General features: G+C 73.4%; 21 protein-coding genes. 14 read left to right on the top strand and 7 right to left on the bottom strand.

What is annotated here, in order from left to right:
• Window positions 1–76 precede the first annotated feature (76 nt).
• The 7 genes from B1205_RS03600 (at window position 77) to B1205_RS03570 (ending at window position 6,931) form a co-directional block, all read left to right on the top strand.
• Window positions 77–886, top strand: a complete 810-nt coding sequence (locus tag B1205_RS03600) for an SAM-dependent methyltransferase (protein ID WP_089154279.1) — start codon at window positions 77–79, stop codon at window positions 884–886.
• Between the two features lie 78 nt (window positions 887–964).
• Window positions 965–1,927 carry a lysylphosphatidylglycerol synthase domain-containing protein gene (locus B1205_RS03595; protein WP_254909705.1) on the top strand — a complete coding sequence of 321 codons (963 nt, stop codon included), beginning with the start codon at window positions 965–967 and terminating at the stop codon, window positions 1,925–1,927.
• A gap of 78 nt (window positions 1,928–2,005) precedes the next feature.
• The gene (locus B1205_RS03590; protein WP_176308417.1) at window positions 2,006–2,626 is read left to right on the top strand and encodes a GTP cyclohydrolase II; all 621 of its coding nucleotides are present in this window, start codon (window positions 2,006–2,008) and stop codon (window positions 2,624–2,626) included.
• Window positions 2,623–3,312 (top strand): RibD family protein, encoded by a 690-nt coding sequence (locus B1205_RS03585; RefSeq protein WP_089154276.1) that lies wholly within the window; start codon window positions 2,623–2,625, stop codon window positions 3,310–3,312. Before B1205_RS03590 ends, B1205_RS03585 begins: the two co-directional genes overlap by 4 nt.
• Before the next feature lie 1,455 nt (window positions 3,313–4,767).
• Window positions 4,768–5,019 carry a hypothetical protein gene (locus tag B1205_RS30825; protein ID WP_254909680.1) on the top strand — a complete coding sequence of 84 codons (252 nt, stop codon included), beginning with the start codon at window positions 4,768–4,770 and terminating at the stop codon, window positions 5,017–5,019.
• Window positions 5,016–6,014 (top strand): ABC transporter permease, encoded by a 999-nt coding sequence (locus B1205_RS03575; protein ID WP_089154275.1) that lies wholly within the window; start codon window positions 5,016–5,018, stop codon window positions 6,012–6,014. The genes B1205_RS30825 and B1205_RS03575 overlap by 4 nt, the downstream gene beginning before the upstream one ends.
• Window positions 6,011–6,931 carry a carbohydrate ABC transporter permease gene (locus tag B1205_RS03570; RefSeq protein ID WP_089154274.1) on the top strand — a complete coding sequence of 307 codons (921 nt, stop codon included), beginning with the start codon at window positions 6,011–6,013 and terminating at the stop codon, window positions 6,929–6,931. The genes B1205_RS03575 and B1205_RS03570 overlap by 4 nt, the downstream gene beginning before the upstream one ends.
• A gap of 8 nt (window positions 6,932–6,939) precedes the next feature.
• Here the strand turns inward: B1205_RS03570 and B1205_RS03565 are convergent, their stop codons facing one another.
• The 5 genes from B1205_RS03565 to B1205_RS03550 all read right to left on the bottom strand — a co-directional run bounded on the left by B1205_RS03565 (window position 6,940) and on the right by B1205_RS03550 (window position 11,218).
• Complete coding sequence (locus B1205_RS03565) at window positions 6,940–7,683, bottom strand: amino acid ABC transporter ATP-binding protein (protein WP_089154273.1); 744 nt, start codon at window positions 7,681–7,683, stop codon at window positions 6,940–6,942.
• Window positions 7,680–8,456 (bottom strand): amino acid ABC transporter permease, encoded by a 777-nt coding sequence (locus B1205_RS03560; RefSeq protein WP_089154272.1) that lies wholly within the window; start codon window positions 8,454–8,456, stop codon window positions 7,680–7,682. The genes B1205_RS03565 and B1205_RS03560 overlap by 4 nt, the downstream gene beginning before the upstream one ends.
• Before the next feature lie 38 nt (window positions 8,457–8,494).
• Window positions 8,495–9,349: an ABC transporter substrate-binding protein gene (locus tag B1205_RS03555; protein WP_089154271.1), complete on the bottom strand. Its 855-nt coding sequence runs from the start codon at window positions 9,347–9,349 to the stop codon at window positions 8,495–8,497.
• Between the two features lie 110 nt (window positions 9,350–9,459).
• Window positions 9,460–9,585: a hypothetical protein gene (locus B1205_RS30820; protein WP_254909679.1), complete on the bottom strand. Its 126-nt coding sequence runs from the start codon at window positions 9,583–9,585 to the stop codon at window positions 9,460–9,462.
• 157 nt (window positions 9,586–9,742) lie between these two features.
• Window positions 9,743–11,218 (bottom strand): NAD(P)/FAD-dependent oxidoreductase, encoded by a 1,476-nt coding sequence (locus tag B1205_RS03550; RefSeq protein ID WP_089154270.1) that lies wholly within the window; start codon window positions 11,216–11,218, stop codon window positions 9,743–9,745.
• Window positions 11,219–11,411: 193 nt separating this feature from the next.
• Here B1205_RS03550 and B1205_RS03545 point away from each other — a divergent pair, with 193 nt between their 5' ends.
• From B1205_RS03545 to B1205_RS03525, 5 genes are read left to right on the top strand one after another with little or no spacing between them, the layout of a single operon-like run.
• Window positions 11,412–12,632, top strand: a complete 1,221-nt coding sequence (locus tag B1205_RS03545; RefSeq protein WP_089154269.1) for a hypothetical protein — start codon at window positions 11,412–11,414, stop codon at window positions 12,630–12,632.
• A gap of 48 nt (window positions 12,633–12,680) precedes the next feature.
• Entirely contained in the window at window positions 12,681–13,163 is a 483-nt protein-coding gene (locus tag B1205_RS03540) for a hypothetical protein (protein ID WP_089154268.1), read from the top strand.
• Between the two features lie 43 nt (window positions 13,164–13,206).
• Complete coding sequence (locus tag B1205_RS03535; RefSeq protein WP_089154267.1) at window positions 13,207–13,653, top strand: DUF4383 domain-containing protein; 447 nt, start codon at window positions 13,207–13,209, stop codon at window positions 13,651–13,653.
• 55 nt (window positions 13,654–13,708) lie between these two features.
• On the top strand, window positions 13,709–14,251 hold the full coding sequence (locus B1205_RS03530; protein WP_089154266.1) for a GNAT family N-acetyltransferase: 543 nt from the start codon (window positions 13,709–13,711) through the stop codon (window positions 14,249–14,251).
• Between the two features lie 37 nt (window positions 14,252–14,288).
• Window positions 14,289–14,699 carry a hypothetical protein gene (locus tag B1205_RS03525; protein WP_089154265.1) on the top strand — a complete coding sequence of 137 codons (411 nt, stop codon included), beginning with the start codon at window positions 14,289–14,291 and terminating at the stop codon, window positions 14,697–14,699.
• Between the two features lie 61 nt (window positions 14,700–14,760).
• On the opposite strand, the gene pgi is transcribed toward B1205_RS03525, so the two are convergent.
• On the bottom strand, window positions 14,761–16,395 hold the full coding sequence (gene pgi, locus B1205_RS03520; RefSeq protein ID WP_089154395.1) for a glucose-6-phosphate isomerase: 1,635 nt from the start codon (window positions 16,393–16,395) through the stop codon (window positions 14,761–14,763).
• A 240-nt stretch (window positions 16,396–16,635) separates the two neighbouring features.
• Here pgi and B1205_RS03515 point away from each other — a divergent pair, with 240 nt between their 5' ends.
• Together B1205_RS03515 and B1205_RS03510 are read left to right on the top strand one after the other, a co-directional pair.
• Complete coding sequence (locus tag B1205_RS03515) at window positions 16,636–18,579, top strand: ABC transporter ATP-binding protein (protein WP_089154264.1); 1,944 nt, start codon at window positions 16,636–16,638, stop codon at window positions 18,577–18,579.
• A gap of 331 nt (window positions 18,580–18,910) precedes the next feature.
• Entirely contained in the window at window positions 18,911–19,459 is a 549-nt protein-coding gene (locus B1205_RS03510) for an RNA 2'-phosphotransferase (RefSeq protein ID WP_089154263.1), read from the top strand.
• Here the strand turns inward: B1205_RS03510 and B1205_RS03505 are convergent.
• Window positions 19,446–20,453 (bottom strand): sulfite oxidase, encoded by a 1,008-nt coding sequence (locus B1205_RS03505; protein WP_254909704.1) that lies wholly within the window; start codon window positions 20,451–20,453, stop codon window positions 19,446–19,448. The two genes, B1205_RS03510 and B1205_RS03505, sit on opposite strands and share 14 nt — an antisense overlap.
• Window positions 20,454–20,612 lie beyond the last annotated feature (159 nt).

Genomic DNA, 20,612 nt, shown 5'->3' with positions numbered 1-20,612 from the left:
CCCGCCGGCACACCCTCACCGGCTGGCCGGTCACCGTGGACCGGCTGGCGACGGCGCTGACGGAGGCGACCCCGGCATGACCACTCCACTTCCGCCCGACTTCGCGGACTGGCTGCGGCTGCGCGAGCCGGCCGACGCGGCCGCCCGCGCGGCCGAGCTGGTCGACGCGGTACGCGACCGGCTGCCCGCCGACCGGCCGCTGCGCGTGCACGACCTGGGCAGCGGCACCGGCTCGATGGCCCGCTGGCTGGCCCCCCGGCTGCCCGGCCCGCAGCGCTGGGTGCTGCACGAGCGCGACCCGGACCTGCGGGCGCGGGCCACCACCGGCCGGCTCGCCGCCGCCGACGGCGCCGCGGTCGCGGTGACCACCCGCGGGTCGGACGTCACCCGGCTGACCGCCGCCGACCTGGCCGACGCCCACCTGATCACCGCCTCGGCGCTGCTGGACATGCTCACCGCCGAGGAGGTGGAGCGGATGGTGGCGGCCTGCGCCGGCCACCCGACGTTGTTCGCGCTGACCGTCTCCGGCCGGGCGGAGTTCACCCCGGCCGATCCGCTCGATGCCGAGCTGGCCGCCGCGTTCAACGCCCACCAGCGGCGGACCGTCGACGGCCGGGCCCTGCTCGGGCCGGACGCGGTGGACGCCACCGTGGCCGCGTTCGGCCGGCACGGCGTCGAGGTGACGGTGCGGCCCAGCCCGTGGGTGCTCGGCCCGGAGCAGGCCGCGCTGGCCGCGGAGTGGCTGACCGGCTGGATCGACGCGGCGGTCGAGGAGCGCCCGCATCTGTCCGGCCCCGTCGCGACGTATCGGAAGTGGCGGCTCGCCGAGGTCGCCGCCGGCCGGGTCGAGGTGGTCCTGCACCACGCCGACCTGCTCGCCGGCTGAACCGTTCGGCCCGCCGGTCCGTGACATCCGGTGGGAACGAGGGAGGGCCACTTGTCACACGTCGCCGTCGCCGGGCCGGTGCCCGCGCCGGCCCGCCCGCGCTGGGCGCGTCGGGTCTGGGCACGCCGGGCCTGGGCCCGCCCGGTCGTCGGGCTGGCCGTGCTCGCCGCGCTGGTCGCCGCCCTGGGCGCGGGCCCGTTCCTGGCCGGGCTCCGGCTGATCGACGCGCCGGCGCTCGCCGCCGCGCTCGCCATCGGCCTGGTCACCACCGTGAGCTGCGCCTGGCGCTGGTGGCTGGTCGCCGGCGGGCTGGGGGTACGGCTGCCGATGCTCGCCGCGGTGGCCCACTGCTACCGCGCGGTCTTCCTCAACTCCACCCTGCCCGGTGGGATGCTCGGCGACGTGCACCGGGCGGTGCGGCACGGCCGGGACGCCGGCGACCTGGCCCGGGGCGTACGCGCCGTGGTGTGGGAGCGCGCGGCCGGGCAGGTGGTCCAGGTGGTCATCGCGGTGGCGGTGCTGGCCGCGTTCCCGTCGCCGGTGCGCCGGCACCTGCCCGTCCTGGTCGCCGTCCTGGCGGTGGCCGCGCTGGCGCTGGTGCTGGCCGCCCGCGCGGTGCCCCGGGCCGGGACGTCCCGCTGGGCCCGGGCGGCGCGGACCGCGATCGCGGACGTCCGGTGCGGGTTGCTGGCCCGGCGGACCTGGGCCGGCGTGGTGACCGCCTCGGCGTTGGTCTTCGTCGGCCAGCTCGCCACCTTCGTCGTGGCGGCCCGCACCGCCGGCGCCGACGCGCCGCTGTCTCGCCTGCTGCCGCTGACCCTGCTCGCCCTGCTGGCCATGGCCCTGCCGCTCAACGTGGGCGGCTTCGGGCCGCGCGAGGGGGTGGCCGCCTGGGCGTTCGCGTCGGCCGGCCTGACCGCCGCGCAGGGCGTCACCACCGGCACGGTCTACGGCGCGCTGATCCTGGTGGCCAGCCTGCCCGGCGCCGCGGTGCTGCTGGTGCGCCGGGGCGCCCGTCGCGCACCCGGCGACTGTCGGTGATCCCGCATACGGTGAGGGTGCGAGGTGTGCGTTGTCGGGCCCGGCCCGCCGATCGGACGGAGGAGAACCATGGACGACATCCTGCCCAGTGCGACGGTCCGGACCCAGGTCACGGTGCCGCTACGGTTCCCCGACGGGTACGCGACCACCGCCCGGGTGCACACCTTCCACGGCCTGGTGGACGGCCGCGAGCACCTGGCCTTCGGGCTCGGTGAGCACGCCGACGGTGAGCCGCCGTTGGTCCGTCCGCACAGCGAGTGCCTCACCGGGGACGTGTTCGGCAGCCAGCGCTGCGACTGCGGCCCGCAACTGCGCGAGGCGGTCGAGCGGATCGACGAGGCCGGCGGCTACCTGCTCTACCTGCGGCAGGAGGGGCGGGGCATCGGCCTGTACGCCAAGCTCGACGCCTACGCCCTGCAGGACGACGGTCTGGACACGTACGAGGCGAACCTGGCGCTCGGGCGGGGCGCCGACGAGCGGGACTACACCGTGGCCGCGCAGATGCTCGCCGCGCTGGGGGTGGACCGGGTGGCCCTGCTCAGCAACAACCCGGACAAGGCGGCCCAGCTCGAACGCCTCGGCGTCGCCGTCGCCGACCGGGTGCCCACCGGCGTGCACCTGTCCCCGACGAACGCCGGCTACCTCGCGGCCAAGGTCACCCGGGCGGATCACGCCCTCGACCTGCCGTTCGTGCCGTGACCGTGCGTCCCTACGTGCTGCTGAGCTGCGCGATGTCGATCGACGGCTACATCGACGACGCGACGGCCGAGCGGCTGTTGCTCTCCAACGACGACGACCTGGACCGGGTCGACGCGACCCGGGCCGGGTGCGACGCGATCCTGGTGGGCGCCGCCACGGTCCGCCGCGACGACCCCCGGCTGCTGGTGCGCAGCGAGCGGCGGCGGGCCGAACGGGTGGCCCGGGGGCTGCCGCCGTCGCCGGTGAAGGTGACGGTCACCGGCAGCGGTGACCTCGACCCGGCGGCGCGGTTCTTCACCGTCGGCGACGGGGTCAAGCTGGTCTACTGCCCCACCGGCGTGGTGGACAAGGCCCGTGAGCAGGTCGGCGCGGCGGCCACCGTCGTCGACGCGGGGGAGCCGGCCACCCCGGCGGCGGTCGTCGCCGACCTGGCCGGGCGCGGGGTGGGGCGGCTGATGGTCGAGGGCGGCGGCACGGTGCACCGCCAGTTCCTCACCGCCGGCGTCGCCGACGAGCTGCACCTGGTGGTCGCGCCGTTCTTCGTCGGGGATGGCCGGGCCCCCCGGTTCGTGGGCGAGGGCCGCTTCCCGTGGCACCCGGGCCGTCGGGCCCGGGTGGTCGAGGTACGCCAGATCGGCGACGTGGTGCTGACCCGGTACGCGCTCTCCGACCGCTGCCGGGCCTGACCGCGCTCCGCCGGTTCGCCCTTGTGCACGGCCACGGCCGGGATTAGTTTGTTGAGCATCCATACGAACAATCCTCCGTGCATCCCTCCCGAAGGGGGACCGATGAGCGTGCACCACCCCGACCCGGGCTCCTCCCGTCGCCGTTTCCTCGGCCTGGTGGGCCTCGGCGTGGCCGCCACCGCCGGCGGGCCGCTGCTCGCGGGCTGTTCCGAGAAGCCCGCCGGCTCCGGCGACGCCCAGCAGCTCGACGCCGTCTCCGGCCTGCTGCCGACCCGTAAGGACCTGCCCGGCGCCGTCAAGCCCGACATCGTCGGCACCCGTCCGGTGCCCGACGGCTACACCACCTATCCCGCCTCGCTCGTCGACGCCGTCACCGACCAGCCCGGCACCAGCGGCAAGCAGGTCACCGCCATGACGCCCGCCTGGGGGCCGGCGCCGCCCGGCATCGCGCAGAGCGCCTACCTCCAGGCGGTCAACGCCGAGCTGGGCACGCCGGTCAACTTCACCATCCAGGACGGCGTCACCTACGCCGACAAGCTCAACGCCATGCTCGGCGCCCGGGACGTGCCGGAGCTGCTGTGCGTGCCGGGATGGGAGGTGGAGAAGATCCCACGCTTCGCCGAGGCGATCAAGGTGCTCTTCGAGGACCTCACCGACCACCTGAAGGGCGACGCCGCGACCGCGTACCCGATGCTGGCCAGCTTCCCGAGCGGGGCCTGGCGCGAGGCGATCNGCTGTTCGCCCGCAAGGACGTGCTCGACGCGCGCGGCCTGGCGCTGCCGACCAACCTCGACGAGCTGCTCACCATCGCCAAGCAGGTCACCGACCCGGCGCGCAAGGTGTGGGCGTTCGACGACGTCTTCGCCATGATCCAGATGTTCCACCGGGTCCCCGGCTCGCAGGGCGGATGGCGGGTGCGCTCCGACGGGACGCCGGAGTTCAAGTACGAGACCCCGGAGTTCCGCCAGGCGCTGGAGGTGATGACGAAGATCTACGCCGATGGTCTGGTCCACCCGGACGTGGTGGCCAGCAAGGGCGCGGACGCGAAGCAACTGTTCGCCAAGAACGGCGCCATCGTGTTCAAGCAGGACGGCACCGGCTTCTGGCAGGGCGCCCAGGCCGAGCACCAGAAGACCAATCCGGCGTTGAACATCCAGCCCNGGCGGCGACCCGCTCGTCTGGGGCGACGACAAGCCGATCTCGTTCACCTTCATCCGCAAGGGCGTCGGCAAGGAGCGGGTCCAGGAGCTGCTGCGCATCATCAACTGGTGCTCCGCGCCGCTGGGCAGCAAGGAGGCCCAGCTCCGCGACTTCGGCGTCGAGGGCAAACACCACACCAGGTCGGCGAACGGGCCGGTCAAGACCGACCTGGCGTTCAAGGAGATCGCGAACCAGTACTTCTTCATCAGCGGCCGCAACCCCACCATCGGCCCGTACCCGGACACCCCCCGCTACGTGCCGGACGTGCTCGCCTACTCCAACCGGATGGTCGCGTTCCTGGAGCGCAACCCCTGGGACGGGGTGAAGCTGGAGATGCCGGCCGCCTACAAGGCCAACCAGGTGCCGACGGAGGACAAGTTCACCGACGTCCTGCGTGGCCGGCGACCCCTCGGTGACGTGGACGCCATCGTCGCCGAGTGGAAGGCCAACGGCGGGGAGGAAGCCCGCAAGCTGCTCGCCGACGCGCTGCCCAAGGCGGGTAAATGAGCGAGCCGGACGTCGTGGTCGGGCCCGNCCCCCCCCCCCCGCCGGCCCGCGCGCCCCGCCGCCGTCGGGTGCCGCTGGGCACCCGGCTGCGCCGCGACTGGCAACTGCTGGCCATGGTGGCGCCCGGCTTCGCGGTGCTGCTGGTCTTCAGCTACCTGCCGATCGCCGGCAACGTCATCGCGTTCCAGGACTACAACCCCTACCTGGGCGACAACCCGTGGGCGGCGTTCACGCACAGCAACTGGATCGGCTTCGGCCAGTTCCAGCTCCTCTTCGACGACCCGGCGTTCTGGGACGCGTTCCGCAACACCCTGGCCATCACCGCGTTCCAGCTCGTCTTCTTCTTCCCGCTGCCGATCCTGCTCGCGGTCATGCTGCACAACCTGCTCTCCAGCCGGCTACGCGGCCTCGTCCAGACCATCGTCTACCTGCCGCACTTCTTCAGCTGGGTGCTGGTGGTCACCTTCTTCGTGGCCATGCTCGGCGGCGCCGGGCTGCTGGCGCAGACCATGCGCGACGCCGGCGTGCAGCCGTGGAACGTGATGACCAACCCGGACACGTTCATCGTCCTGGTCACCGCCGAGGCGGTGTGGAAGGACGTCGGCTGGGGCACCATCGTCTTCCTGGCCGCGCTGTCCGCCATCGACCAGAACCTCTACGAGGCGGCCGCCGCGGACGGCGCCGGGCGGTGGCGGCGACTGTGGCACATCACCCTGCCCGGCCTGCGGCCGGTGATCGTGCTGCTGCTCATCCTGCGCCTCGGCGACGCGCTATCGGTCGGCTTCGAGCAGTTCCTGCTGCAACGCGACGCCGTCGGCCGGCAGGCCGCCGAGGTCCTCGACACCTTCGTCTACCACTTCTCCATCGCCACCGGGAACTACGGCTACGGCGCGGCGGCCGGCCTGTTCAAGGCCGTCGTCGGCCTCGTGCTGATCCTGGCCGCGAACCGGGTGGCGCACCTGCTCGGCGAACGAGGGATCTACTCCAAGTCATGACCGCGATCATCCGCCGGCCGCCCGGCGCACGCGCCCGGCGTCCGGTGTGGGAGGAACCCCCGACCCGGGTCGGCCAGGGGCTCAAGGCCGTCCTGCTCACCCTGCTCGTGGCGGGCGTGCTGTTTCCGCTCTGGGTGGTGCTGGTGACCAGCCTCTCCTCCCGGCAGACGATCGCCGACGCCGGCGGGCTGGTGGTCGTGCCGAAGGGCATCGACACGTCGGCCTACCAGACCATCCTCGCCGGTGGGGCGGTCACCCGGGCGCTGTGGATCAGCACGCTGGTGACGGTCTGCGGCACCGCGATCGCGCTGACCGTCACCGTGCTGGCCGCGTACGGGCTGTCCCGGCCGGGCTCGCTGGGCCACCGGTGGCTGCTCGCGTACTTTTTGATCCCGTTCCTGGTCTATCCGCCGCTGGTGCCCCGCTACCTGGTGGTCACCGGGCTGGGCCTGAAGGACACCATCTGGGCGCTCGTGCTGCCACCGGCGATCAGCGTGTTCAACCTCGTCGTGGTGCGCGGCTTCTTCCAGGGCATCCCGCAGGAACTGCTGGACAGCGCCCGCATCGACGGCGCCAGCGACTTCCGTACCCTCGGGCGGATCGTGCTGCCGCTGTCCCGCGCGGTCATCGCGGTGGTCGGCCTGTTCTACGCGGTCAGCTACTGGAACGTCTGGTTCGACGCGTTGCTGTTCATCGACCGCAACGACATGTACCCGATCCAGCGCGTGCTCCAGAGCTACCTGCTGGCCGGCCAGGCGCCGCACACCGCCGGCGGTGTCACCGGGGTCAGCGCGCCGCCGACCGAGGCGATCAAGATGGCGGTGGTGGTGCTGACCGTCGCGCCGATCGTCGCGGTCTACCCGTTCGTCCAGCGGCACTTCATCAAGGGCGTGCTGATCGGCGCGGTCAAGGGCTGACCCGCCGCTCAGAGCACCTGGGACAGGAACCGCCGCAACCGGGGATGCGCCGGCGCCTCGAACACGGCGGCCGGCGGCCCGGCCTCCAGCACCACGCCGGCGTCCATGAACGCGACCGTGTCGGCGACCGTGCGGGCGAAGCCCATCTCGTGCGTGACCACCACCATCGTCATGCCGGCGGCGGCGAGGTCCGCCATCACCGCGAGCACGCCCTTGACCAGCTCCGGGTCCAGCGCCGAGGTGGCCTCGTCGAAGAGCATCACCTGCGGGCGCAGCGCCAGCGCCCGCGCGATGGCGACGCGCTGCTGCTGGCCGCCGGAGAGCTGCGCCGGCCGGGCGTCGACCTTGCCGGCCAGGCCGACCAGGTCGAGCTGGGCGCGGGCGAGCGCCACCGCCTCGTCCTCGTCGAGCTTCTTCAGCTTCCGCAGCGCCAGCGTGACGTTGCGCAGCACGCTCAGGTGCGGGAAGAGGTTGAACTGCTGGAACACCATGCCGATGCGCTGGCGCAGCGCGTCCGGGTCGTCGCGCAGCACGCTGCGCCCGTCCAGCAGCACGTCGCCCCGGTCCGGCTCGATCAGCCGGTTGATCGTGCGCAGCAGCGTGGACTTGCCGGAGCCGGACGGCCCGATCACGCAGGCCGTGCCGCCGCGGGCCACGTCCAGGTCCGCGCCGCGCAGCACCCGGTGCGCGCCGAAGGCCAGGTGCACGTCCCGGACGGCGAGGCTGACCGAGGTGGCAGTGCTCGTGGTCATCGCGGGTCCCTTCCGGTCGGGGTGACGCCGGCCGGCGTCAGGTCGGTGTCGGGCTCGGGCGGGGCGGCCGGGCGGCCCTGCCGCAGCCGGCGGTCCAGCCAGTTGACCGCGTGCGTCAGCGGCACGGTCAGCACGAGGTAGAAGAGACCGGCCAGCAGCAGCGCGGACTGGTTGCCGGTGTTCGCGGCGTAGTCCTGCCCGATCCGGAACAGCTCCCGCTGGCTGGCCAGCAGGCCGAGGAAGTACACCAGGCTGGAGTCCTTGATCAGCGCGATGAGCTGGTTGACCCAGGCCGGCAGCACCCGGCGTACGCCCTGCGGGATGATCACCAGGCGCATCGACTCGGCCCAGGAGAAACCGAGCGCCCGGGCGCCCTCCAACTGGGCGGCCTCCACGCTGAGGATGCCGGCCCGGAAGATCTCCCCCAGGTAGGCGGCGGCGATCAGCGACAGCGCCAGCACGCCCAGCGGGTAGGGGTTCGGCCCCCAGATCTCCATGCCCAGCGGCGCCAGGCCGACGCCGATGAGCAGGATGGTGGCCGCGGCCGGCAGGCCGCGGAACACGTCGGTGTAGAGCCGGGCCGGCCACCGCAACCATCGGGTACGCGAGATGCCCGCGACCGCCAGCAGCATCCCCAGCACGGAGCCGAGCAGGGCGGCGGAGACGGCCAGGATCAGCGTGTTGGGCAGCCCGACGGTCAGCATCTCGGGCAGCGCCTCGCGCATCGAGTCCCCGTCGAAGAAGGTCTCCCAGAGGGTGCTCAGTGAATCCATGTCGCCTCCGTCCGTCCCGCTCGTCCCCGGCTACCGGCTCAGGAGGCGGCCGACGGCGACGGCGCCGTGACCGCGCCGCTGCCGGCGGTGAAGTCGGCCGGGATCGGCCGGCCCGGGTAGTACTGCGCCTGGAGGCGGCTCCAGGTGCCGTCGGCGATCACCTCGTCGAGGCCCTTGTTCAAGGCCTCGCGCAGCTTGTCGTTGCCCTTCGCCACCGCGTACGCGGTCGGGGCCGGGCTGAGCTGCTTCGCCGCGACCTTGATCTTCCCGTTGCTGTCGGCGGCGGACTTGTCGCCGATCTCAGCCGGGGCGATCCAGGCGTCGGCCGTGCCGGCCTTGAGCTGGTTGACCGCGCCGTTGTAGTCGGGCACCCGCACCGGGTCCAGCTTCTCCCGGGTGGCGTAGTCGTCCTGCACCGTGCCCTGGACCACCACCACCCGCTTGCCGGCGAGCTGGTCGAAGCCGGTGATCGCGGAGCCGGCCGGCACGTCCAGGCCGAAGTAGCCGAAGTCGTAGCCGTTGCCGAAGTCGACGGTCTTCTTCCGTGCCTCGGTGATGGTGATCGAGGAGCTGCCCACGTCGAACTTGTGGTTGTTCACCTGCGACAGCAGGGCCGAGAAGTCGGTGCCGACGAACTCCACCTTGAGCCCGGCCTTGGCGGCGACGGCGGTGAGCAGGTCGTTGTCGAAGCCGGTGAACTTCCCGTCCTTGAGGTAGACGTTCGGCGGGGCGTCGGTGAGCGTGCCGGCCCGGATCACGCCGGGCTGGAGCAGCCCGTACGGGTTGTCGGCCCGCTCGGCGGACTCGTTGCCGCAGGCGGTCAGCGTGGTGGCGGCGAGCACGGCCGCCGCACCGAGGGCGGCGACACGGGTCAGGGCGGTACGGATACGCACGATGTCTCTCCAGAGTGGAACGCCACGCGCCGGGCGCGTGCCGGTGCCGACGCCGCCGGGCAGGGCGGAGCCGGGAAAGGTGGATCGGGGATGGAGGGTGGGGCGCAGGCTCAGCGCGCGGCGCGACAGCCGTCGCTGCACACCCGCATCAGGTCGACGTGGCGGCGCTTGACCAGCGTGACGCCGGTCGGGTGCGCGGCGGTGCCGCCGGACGGGGTGCAGGGTGGTGCGAACATCGGTCTCCCTGGTCTGTTGCTGACCTGGGTGCCAGGCCACGCTTGCACCGGCGNCAGCGAGCCGGGGCTTGACGCTGGCGCTCATGACCTGACGAGAAGGCTAGCAGCCGCGCCACCGGGTACGTCCAGCGGTTATGACCGCCCTCACGCCCGTGCCTTACCGGCGGGCCGGCACCACCGGCGCGTCCCGGCCGGTGCCGTGCCGCGACGGGCTGCGCTGCTCGTGGTAGTCCTGCTCGACGTTGACCGTCCAGACGTCGTGGCCGGCGTCGTGCGCGATGTTCTCCGCGGTCAGCATCGCGGTGAGCATCGAGTGGTCGGCGTTGTTGTACCGGTGCATGCCGTTGCGTCCCACCGGGTGCACGTTCGGCACCGTCCGGGCCAGCCAGTCCCGGATCACGTCGACGTTGTGCTGGTACCGCTCGTCGTAGACCGGATACGCCTTCGGCATCCGGACCACGTAACCGGCCTCCACGCACCCGGGCTTGACCAGCCCCAGCCGTTCCAGCTCGGCGGTGGCGAACGCGACCAGCTCCGCGTCCGGCCGGCGCCACATCTCGTCGCCCTCGAAGACGAAGTACTCCAACCCCAGGCAGGTCCGCCCGTCCTTGACCAGGTACGGCGACCAGGAGCCGAAGTTCTGAATCCGTCCCACCCGGGCCGCCGGATCGTGCACGTAGATCCAGTTGTCCGGGAACGAGAACTCCTCCGGCACCACCAGCGCGACGGTCAGGAAGTCGCGGTACCGCAGGTCGTCGGCGGCGGCCCGCACCCGCGGCGGGGCGGCCGGACGCATCGCCCGCACCAGCGCGGAGATCGGCATCGAGGAGATCACATGGTCGGCCGGCTCGGTCCGGGTCCCGTCCGCGTCGGCGAGCGTCACGGCGGTCGCCCGGCCGGCCGCCGGATCCCGGTGGACCTCGGTCACCCAGGTGTTCATGCGTACCGTCCCGCCGCGCCGGGTCACCTCCGCGGCGCAGCGCTCCCACATCATCCCCGGACCGTGCTTCGGGTACTGGAACTCCTCGATCAGGCTGGTCACGTCCGTGCGGTGCCGCCGGGGCAGCAGCGCGTTGCGCATCGCGGTCGCCAGCGACAGGTTCTTGATCCGCTGCGCCGCCCAGTCGGCCTGCAACTGGTCCGCCGGCATTCCCCAGACCTTCTCCGTGTACGTCTTGAAGAAGATCGAGTAGAGCCGCCACCCGAACCGCGCCGACACCCACCCCTCGAAGTGCGACTGGTCCCGAGGCGGGCGCAGCCGGGCCCGGCCGTACGAGCCGAGACAGCGCAGCGCCTCCCGTACGCCGAGGTTGCGCAGCGCGTTGCCGGCGTTGAGCGGGTAGTCGTAGAGCGCGCCCCGGTAGTAGATCCGGCTCATCCTCGGCCGGAGCAGGAAGTCCTCGTCCGGCAGGATGTCGTGCCAGAAGTCCTCGACCCGCGACACCTTGGTGAAGAACCGGTGCCCGCCGATGTCGAACCGCCAGCCGTCGCGTTCCACCGTCCGGCTGATCCCGCCGACCACGTCGTCGGCCTCGTAGACCCGCACCGGCAGGCCGTGCCGCAGCAGCTCGTACGCGGCCGTCAGCCCGGCCGGCCCGGCCCCGATCACCACGGTTCCCCCGCCGTCGCCCATGCTGTCCGCGCCCCCCCGCCGGCCTGCCGATGCGGCACCGCCTTACCCGCTTCGCCGCCGCCCTCACCTGCCGTCGCCGGTCACCGCCTCCCGGGTCACCCGATCGGGTCACCGCGGTGTGAACCGGGTCGAACCGGGAAGACGGGTCGTCCCGCGCCCGGAGGTCGGTCGTGGGGGACCGGTGGGAGCGCCGATGGCGGACGAGGGGCGGGCCGGGTCGCCCACACGCCGGTCGGCGGTGCGGTCGGCGGTGCGCCGGGTGCCCGAGCCCTGGGGGTTCGTGCTGGCCGTCTTCGTCGCCTCGAAGCTCGTGCTCAGCCTGGTCGGCGTGCTGGTGCTGGCCGCCTGGGACGGGGTGCCCGGCGCGCCGCCGGCCGACGAGGCGATGGCCCGGGCCCAGCAGCGGGACATCTCCCCGCACCGCTGGTTCTCGCTCTGGTTCGCCTGGGACTCGTTCCTCTACGACCACCTGGCCCGGCTGCCGCTGGACCGGCCGTGGCCGGACTTCGGCTTCCCGCTGCTCTACCCGTTCCTGGCCCGGCCGCTCGCGCCCCTGCTCGGCGGGCACACCGCCGTGGCGCTGCTGCTGGTGAGCAACGTGGCACTGCTGTTCCAACTCCTGTTCGCGTACCGGCTCGGGGCGCGGCTGCTCGGCGGCGGGGGACCGGCCGACGGGCGGCGGGCGGTCCGGTACCTGCTGCTCCTGCCGACGGCGTTCCTGTTCCAGGCGGCCCTGACCGAGTCGCTCTTCGTCTGCCTCGCGCTCGCCGCCTTCTGGTACGCCGAGCGAGGTCGCTGGGCGGTGGTCGGCGTCGTCGGCTACTTCCTGGCGATGAGCCGTTCGGTCGGCTTCCTGGTGGTGGTGCCGCTGGCCCTGGTGCTGCTGCGCCAGCACGACTGGCGGGCCCCTCCCCGCGCCTGGCCGGCCCTGCTGCGGCGGGGCTGGCCGCTGCTGCTGGTCCCGCTGGGCTGGTTCACGTTCATGGCGTTCTGCCGCTGGCAGGGCGGGGACTGGTTCGCCTACCAGCACGCCCAGGAGACGGGCTGGGGGATCCGGCTGCAGGACCCGGTCACGGTGGCCGGCTCGGCGCTGGCCGGCGACAACTCGGCCGACGCGCTGCGGGTCTGGATCGCCGTGGCGACGCTGGCCGTGGCGGCGGTCGGGCTGCGGCGGCGGGCCGACTGGCCGTACCTCGTCTACACGCTGATCATGGTGCTGGTGCCGCTGTCGATGGGCCCCCCGGTCTACAAGAGCCTGCTGCGCTACCTGCTCGCCGCGTTCCCGGTCGCGCTGGTGCTGGCCCGCTGGGCCCGCCGGCCCGGCCCGGACGGTTGGCTCACCGCCGGCCTGGCGCTGCTGCAGGGTGCGCTGTTCGCCGTCTGGCTCACCTACTGGACGCATCTGATCATCTGAGCGCCGCCCGCCCCGGCGGGCGCGGCCGTCGGGGCGCAGAATGCAGGGATGAGCGACCGCCGGGTGACCCTCGACGACCTCGGCGCCTGGCTGATCAAGGGCAACGCGGACGCGACGGACCTGACCGGCCGCTTCGCCGCCGACCCCCGGGTGACCGGCTGGTGCGTCCGCCCCACCTACCGGCTCGGGCTGGTGGACGCCGGCCAGCCGGTGGTGTTCTGGGCCAGCGGCAGCCGGGGCCGGACGCCGTACGGCGTGTGGGGCGTGGGCCGGGTCGCCGGCGCGCCGCGACCGGGCCCACCGGGGCAGGCGTGGACGCTGCCGCTGGACCTGACCATCCTCGACGAGCCGCTGCGGGTGCGGCGGGACGTGCTGCGGGCGGACCCGCGGCTGGCCGGCGCCGAGGTGTTCCGGCAGCCGCAGGCGGCGAACCCGTCGTACCTGACCGTGGCGCAGTTCACGGCGCTGCGCGCGTACCTGCCCGCGGCGTCGGCCGGCAATTCCGGCAAGTTGGCCGCTTCCGACCGGTGATCTCGGGAGAATCGCAGGCAGGAGTCGCCCGAGGAGGTACGTGATGGTGAACAGGTCCCGCGCGGGGGCCCCGGCGTCGCCCGTCCGGCGGGCCGCCCAGGCGGTCGGCATCGTCTTCCTGGTCATCGGTGTCCTCGGGTTCGTCCCCGGCATCACCTCCGACTACGGCAGCATGAGGTTCGCCAGGCACGAGTCCGGGGCGAAGCTGCTCGGCCTGTTCCAGGTGTCGATCCTGCACAACCTGGTGCACCTGCTCTTCGGCGTGGCCGGGCTGGCGCTGGCCCGGACGGTCGCCGGCGCCCGGTTGTACCTGATCGGCGGCGGCGCCGTCTACCTGGTGCTCTGGCTCTACGGCCTGGTGATCGACCACAACAGCGGCGCGAACTTCGTGCCGCTCAACAACGCCGACAACTGGCTGCACCTGTTCCTCGGCGTCGGCATGATCGCCCTCGGCGTGGCGCTCACCCGACGGACGACCGACCGCGTCTGACGCGTCGCGCCGAACGGGGCGGCGGTCCGGCCGCTGCGCCCGGTAGGTTGCACGGATGTTCGCGCTCGCCCTGACCGACGACGCCGAGCTGCGACCGTTGCAGCCCTGGCACGCCGACGAGTTCATCGCCAACCTCGACCGCTGCCGCGAGCACATCGCGCCCTGGGTCGGCGCGTCCTTCGTGGCCACCGACCTCGCCTCGGCCCGCACGGTCCTGCAGAACTACGCCGACCGGTGGGCCCGCGACGACGGCGGCATCTGGGGGATCTGGCAACGCGGCACGCTCGTCGGTGGCGTGCTGCTCGTCTCGCTGAGCGCCGCCCGGGGGGTCTGCGAGGCCGGCTGCTGGCTGGAGCCGGGCGCCGAGGGGCAGGGCCTGGTGACCCGGGCGGCCCGGGTGGTCATCGACTGGGCGGTCCGGGAGCGTGGCATCCACCGGGTCGAGTGGGTGACCCGGGCCGGCAACGAGCGCAGCATCGCCGTCGCCCGCCGGTTGGGCATGCGCCGCGACGGGGTGCTCCGGGAGGCCGCGCCGGTGGCCGAGGGCCGGGCCGACATGGAGGTCTGGTCCGTGCTGGCGCCGGAGTGGACCGCCTGACCGTCTTTTTGTCGTACCCGGACGTCAACATGTGTCCATGGCTGCCCCCGCACTGGCCGACCGGTCCCCCCAGCCGCGCGCCCTACCGCTGCGCGAGGTCCGCACCCGGCTCACCCAGCTCGTCTCCCTGGCCGAGTTGACCGACACCGTCACCGTCGTCACCCGTGACGGCGATCCCCGTCCGATCGCCGCGATCGTGCCCGCGCCGGCCGCGCGCAGCGCCGCCCAGGCCCGGGCCGACGCCGACCGGATCGCCGCGATCAGCGCCGGTTGGTCCCGCCGGCTGGAGGAGTCGCGCCGGCAGTCCAGCCGGCGGCACGCCGCCGAGCTGCGGGCGCTCACCGACGCGCTCGCCGAGGCCTGGGCCGAGCTGGAGCGACGCGCGCCGGCCGGCGACGCCGCGCTGACCCGGCTCCGGGCCGCCCACGCCGACCTGCTGCGCCGCTGACCCGCACCCGGCTCCGCCACCCGGGCGGGAGGCTCCCACCCGGGCGGCGTCGCCGGTCGACTCAGTTACGCCCGCGTTCGGCGCGGTAGCGACGGATCAGCTCGGCGGTGGAGGTGTCCACCTCGGCCAGGTCCGGGTCGGCCCCGGTGAGCTTCGGCGCGAGCTGGTTGGCCATCACCTTGCCCAGTTCCACACCCCACTGGTCGAAGGCGTTGATGTCCCAGACCGCCGCCTCGGTGAAGACGATGTGCTCGTAGAGCGCGATGAGCTGACCCAGGGTCGCCGGGGTGAGCTTCGGCGCCAGGATCGACGTGGTCGGGTGGTTGCCCGCCATCACCCGGTGCGGCACGACCTCGGGCGCGGTGCCCTCCGCCTCCACCTGCTCCCGGGTCCGGCCGAAGGCCAGCGCGGCGGTCTGGGCGAAGAAGTTCGACATGAACAGGTCGTGCATGTCGCCCAGGTCGTGGTTGGGCCGGCTGAACGCGATGAAGTCGGCCGGGACCAGCCGGGTGCCCTGGTGGACGAGCTGGTAGAACGCGTGCTGACCGTTGGTGCCGGGCTCGCCCCAGAAGATCTCCCCGGTCGGGTACGTCACCGGCGAACCGTCGACGCGGGTCGACTTGCCGTTGCTCTCCATGGTGAGCTGCTGGAGGTACGCCGGGAACCGGTGCAGGTACTGCGCGTACGGGAGCACCGCGTGGGTCTCCGCGCCGAGGAAGTCGGTGTACCAGACGTTGAGCAGCCCGAGCAGCGCCGGCACGTTGCGCTCGACCGGCGTGGCGCGGAAGTGCTCGTCGACGGCGTGATAGCCGGCCAGCAGCTCGCGGAACCGCTCCGGCCCGATCGCCAGCATCACCGACAACCCGACCGCCGACGGCAGCGAGTAGCGCCCACCCACCCAGTCCCAGAAGCCGAACATGTTCTCCGGGTCGATGCCGAAGTCACGGACCCGCTGCTCGTTGGTGCTGACCGCGACGAAGTGCCGGGCCACGGCGTCGTCGTCGGCGTCCAGCCCGGCGAGCAGCCACCGCCGTGCCTGGTCGGCGTTGGCCAGCGTCTCCTGGGTGGAGAACGTCTTCGAGACCACCACGAACAGCGTGCTCGCCGGATCCAGGTCGGCGGTCTTGTCGTGGATGTCGGTCGGGTCGATGTTGGACACGAACCGGCAGCTGATCCCCGCGTCCCGGTACGCCTTCAGCGCCTCGTACGCCATCACCGGCCCCAGGTCCGAGCCGCCGATGCCGATGTTGACCACGGTGGCGATCCGCTCGCCGGTGTGCCCGCGCCAGGAGCCGGACCGCACCCGGTCGGCGAAGGCGGACATCCGGTCCAGCACCGTGTGCACGTCGGCGACGACGTCCTGGCCGTCCACCGTCAGCGCGGCGTCGCGGGGCAGGCGCAGCGCGGTGTGCAGCACCGCCCGGTCCTCGGTGACGTTGATGTGCCGCCCGGCGAACATCGCCGCGATCCGCTCGGTCAGGCCGACCCGCTCGGCGAGCGCGGTGAGCAGCGCGACCGTCTCGTCGGTGATCAGGTTCTTGCTGTAGTCGACGTGCAGGTCGGCGACCTCGCCGGTGAGCCGTTCCCCCCGCTGCCCGTCGGCGGCGAAGAGGTCGCGCAGGTGGGTGCCGCGCATCGCCTCGGCGTGCTTGCGCAGCGCCTGCCATTCGTCCGTGGTGGTGACGTCCACAGCCATCGGGTCGATCTTCTCCTTCACGTCGGGCGGTCGGCGGGCCTTCGCCGGCGACCTCCACCAGCCTGCCACCCGGGCCCGGTCGCCGCGACGCGACGCGACATCGCCCACTCTGTGGGCACGCGCCCCACGGCGGCGGGACACGCCGGTTGGGACACCTGTTCGACACGCCCGACACCCGCAGACATCGAACGACAGCGGACCGTAGGCTCCGGGAGGCTGGCCGTGCGGGAGGAGGCAGGTATGGCGACGGTGATCGGTCCCCGGAATCCGTCCGACCGGGACGCGCCGGCCGAGGACGCGACGGCCGACGAGTCGCCGCTGCCGGAGCTGGCGGACGGCCACTGGATGAACCGGGCCACGGAGTTCGCCCACACCAGCTTCTGGGCGGTGGCCCGCCGGCTGCCCGCGCTCGTCCGTGAGGCCGTCGGACTGGCCTGGGCGACCAGTCGACGGGACACGCTCGCCTCGATCGGGCTCAACGTCGCCGCCGGCGTGCTCACCACGTTCGGCCTGCTCGCCACCACCGGCGTGCTCCGGCAACTCTTCGCCGCCGGCCCCACCCCGGACCGGATCCGGGCGGCCCTGCCGGCGCTGCTGCTGGCGGCCGCCGCCGTGACCGGCCGGGGTGCGCTCACGGTCGCGGCCGGCTGGGCACAGGCCCGGCTCATTCCACAGATCAACTACCAGGTGGAGCTACGCCTGTTCGAGGCCACCACCGCCGTCGAGCTGGCCGCGTTCGACGACGCCGGCTTCGCCGAGGAGATGGACCGGGCCCGGGACCGGGGCATGGCCGAGGCGGCGTCGATCGTGGACCACACCGTCAACCTGGTGACCGGGCTGGTGGGCGTGCTCGCCACCGCCGCCGCGGTCACCGTCATCCAGCCCCTGCTGCTGCCCTGCCTGCTCCTGGCCGCCGTGCCCGAGGCCGCCACCGCGGTCAAGCTGGCCCGCCGGCAGTACCTGGCCGTGCTGGCCTGGATCACCCGGCGTCGCCGGATGTACATGCTGGCCCGGCTGATGGCCGACCGGCACACCGCCGCCGAGATCCGGGCCTACCAGATGCGTGACTTCCTGCTCGCCGAGTACCACCGGATGATGACCGTGGAGACGCAGGCCCAACTGCGGCTGGCCCGTTCGCAGACCGTCACCCGCGCGCTCGGCCTGTCGGTGACCGGTGTCGCCGCGTTCGCCGTCTACGCGGTGCTCGGCGGCCTGCTGCTCACCGGCGTGGTCGCCCTCGCGGCGGCGGCCACCGCGCTGCTCGCGCTCCAGTCCGCCCGCAGCAGCCTGCGTACGGCCATCTTCGCCACCAACTCGCTCTACGAGGACGCCCTCTACTACCAGGACTACCGGGACTTCCTCGACCGGGCCGGGAAGCGGATCCCGGCCGGCGGTGAGCGCTCGGTGGACGGGTTCGACCGGATCGACGTCGACCGGGTCAGCCTGCGCTACCCGGACACGGAGGCCGCCGCCGTCGACGAGGTCAGCCTGTCGTTCCGGCGGGGCGAGGTGGTCGCGCTGGTGGGGGAGAACGGCTCCGGAAAGACCACGCTGGCCAAGCTGATCGCCGGCCTCTACCGTCCCACCGGCGGCGCGATCCGGTGGGACGGCGTGGACGCCGCCGAGCTGGACCCGCGTCAGGTCGCCGCCCAGGTGGCGGTGATGAGCCAGGACTGGTGGAAGTTCCCGTTCACCGCCCGGCAGAACATCCGGGTCGGCCGCCACGACCGGGCCGGCGGGTCCGGCCCCACCGTGGAGGCCGCCGCCCGGGACGCCGCCGCGCACGACATGATCAGCGAGCTGCCCTTCGGGTACGACACGCTGCTGGACCGGCAGTTCAAGGACGGGCAGGACCTGTCCGGCGGGCAGTGGCAGCGGCTGGTGGCCGCCCGCGGCCTCTACCGTGACGCCCGGCTGCTGATCTGCGACGAGCCCTCCGCCGCGCTGGACGCACGCGCCGAACACGCGCTCTTCCGGCACCTGCGACGGCATCCGGACCGGGCCGTCGTGCTGATCACCCACCGGCTGGCCAACGTCCGGCACGCCGACCGGATCTTCGTCATGGACCACGGCCGGCTTGTGCAGTCCGGCGACCACGACACGCTGATGGCCTCCGACGGCCCCTACCGGGAGCTGTTCGAGTTGCAGGCGGCCGGCTACCTGTCCGGCGCCGCCGACCACTGACCCCCGGTCGCCGCTCCAGGGTCCACCTCGCACCAAGATCCCGAACCCTGCCGTCCAGGCGAGATCCACACCGGTTCGCCGAAGTGGAGCCTTCCCGATGCGACGATGCCGTCACTTCACCGAACTGGCGGCGCCGCCGCTCACCCATCCCACCTTTCGAGAACATAATCCCATCAGCCAGGAACCGCGCAGATCTGGTGACGAAGCGCCACTCCAGGCGGGCTCAATTCAACCCTGGACTGGGTCATGTGCGAGCGACAGCGGTGCGGAGGGCGCGGGTGCCCGGTGAATCCGGTCGACGCCGGCCGGGCCGGGCGTCCACACTGTGCGGATGGAACACCGTGAGCTGGTTCGGGTGAGCAGGACCATGGCGCTGGCGTTGCGCCACCGCCCCGACCGGTTCGGCCTGACGCTCGACCGGGCCGGCTGGGTGCCGGTCGCCGACCTGCTCGCCGCGCTGCGGATCGGCCGCTCCGACCTGGACGCCGTGGTCGCCGGCAACGACAAGCAACGCTTCGCGGTCGAGGCCGGCCCGGACGGGATCGACCGGGTCCGCGCCAACCAGGGACACTCCGTTCCCGTCGACCTCGGCCTGACCCCGGCCGTGCCGCCGGACCGGCTCTTCCACGGCACCGCCGAGGACGTGCTGCCCGCGATCCGGACGCAGGGGCTGCGCCGGGGCCGCCGACACCACGTACACCTGTCGGCGGACGTGCCGACGGCCCGGCGGGTCGGCGCGCGCCGCAGCGGCGCGGTGGTGGTGCTGGAGGTCGACGCCGCCGCGATGGCCGACAACGGTTACGCGTTCTACCGTTCCGCGAACGGGGTGTGGTTGACCGACACGGTCCCACCGGCCTATCTGACGGTCAGCACGCCGTGACCGGGTGCGCCACCACGGCGTCGAACAGGTAGGCGAGGTCGTTGGGGGTGGCGCGGTCGGGCTGCCCGGCGCCGGTGCGGTCGGTGGCGCGGGCGCGCAGCGTGTGCCGGCCGGCGGCCGGCGGGCGCCAACGCGCGGTCCAGCGCTGCCAGGGGCCACCCCGGTCGGCGGCGACCAGGTCGGCCGGCCGCCATCCGTCGCCGGTGTCCACCTCGACCCGCTCGATCGGGCCGTTGCCGGACCAGGACCGGCCGCGCAGCAGCAGGTCCTCGCCGGCCGGCAGCCGCGCGTCCCAGGCCAGCTCGAACGCGCTCTTCACCGGCTGCGCGCCGAGCACGGTGCCGCCGGTCGGGTGCGCCGGGCCGAACAGCCGGTAGAACTGAGTGTTCCATGGGGAGAACAGGGGCGCGGTGGAGACCTCGACCGGGCCCACCCACTTGATCGAGGAGATGCCGATCCAGCCGGGCACCACCACCCGCACCGGGAAGCCGTGGTCGGCCGGCAGCGGCTCGCCGTTCATCTCGTACGCCAGCAGCACGTCGTCGAGCGCCTTGGTGACCGGCAGCGGCCGGCGGACCCGGCCGAGGTCGACCCCGCCGGTCACGTAGCGCGGGTCCAGCCCCTCGGGCATCACGTCGACCGCGTCGTCGCGCAGCCCGGCGGCGCGCAGCACCGTGCCCAGCCGTACGCCCCGCCACCGGGCCACGCCGACCGCGCCCAGCCCCCAGGCCACGCCCGGGACCGGCTCGCCCTGCTGGGCGGCGAAGAAGCGTCGCCCGTTGCCGGCGCACTCCAGCAGCGCGACGCTCTCCTCGGCGGGCAGCCGGCGTAGGTCGTCGAGGTCGAACTCCACCGGCGCGGTCCGGGTCGGTGCGCCGCGCAGCCCGTCGCCGAACAGGCGCAGCCGCCAGGTGGCCGCGTCGAGCCGCGGGGTGACGGTGTGGTTGCGGACGAAGAAGCGGTCGTTCGGCACCACGTACCCCTGGCCGGCCATCGCCGACCAGCGCATCTCGGCGTTGGTGTCCCGCGCGCGCAGCAGCGCCGGTGGCAGCGGCTTGGCGATCGGCGGGTCGACGCCGACCGGCGCGGGCGCCACCGCGACCGGCTGGCGTTCCGCGGCGGCGGCGGTCACCGCGGCCATGGCGGCGGCCAG

Source organism: Micromonospora sp. NBS 11-29 (assembly GCF_002140155.1).
Classification (GTDB): Bacteria; Actinomycetota; Actinomycetes; order Mycobacteriales; family Micromonosporaceae; genus Micromonospora.
This window is presented reverse-complemented; position numbering and strand designations above follow the sequence as displayed.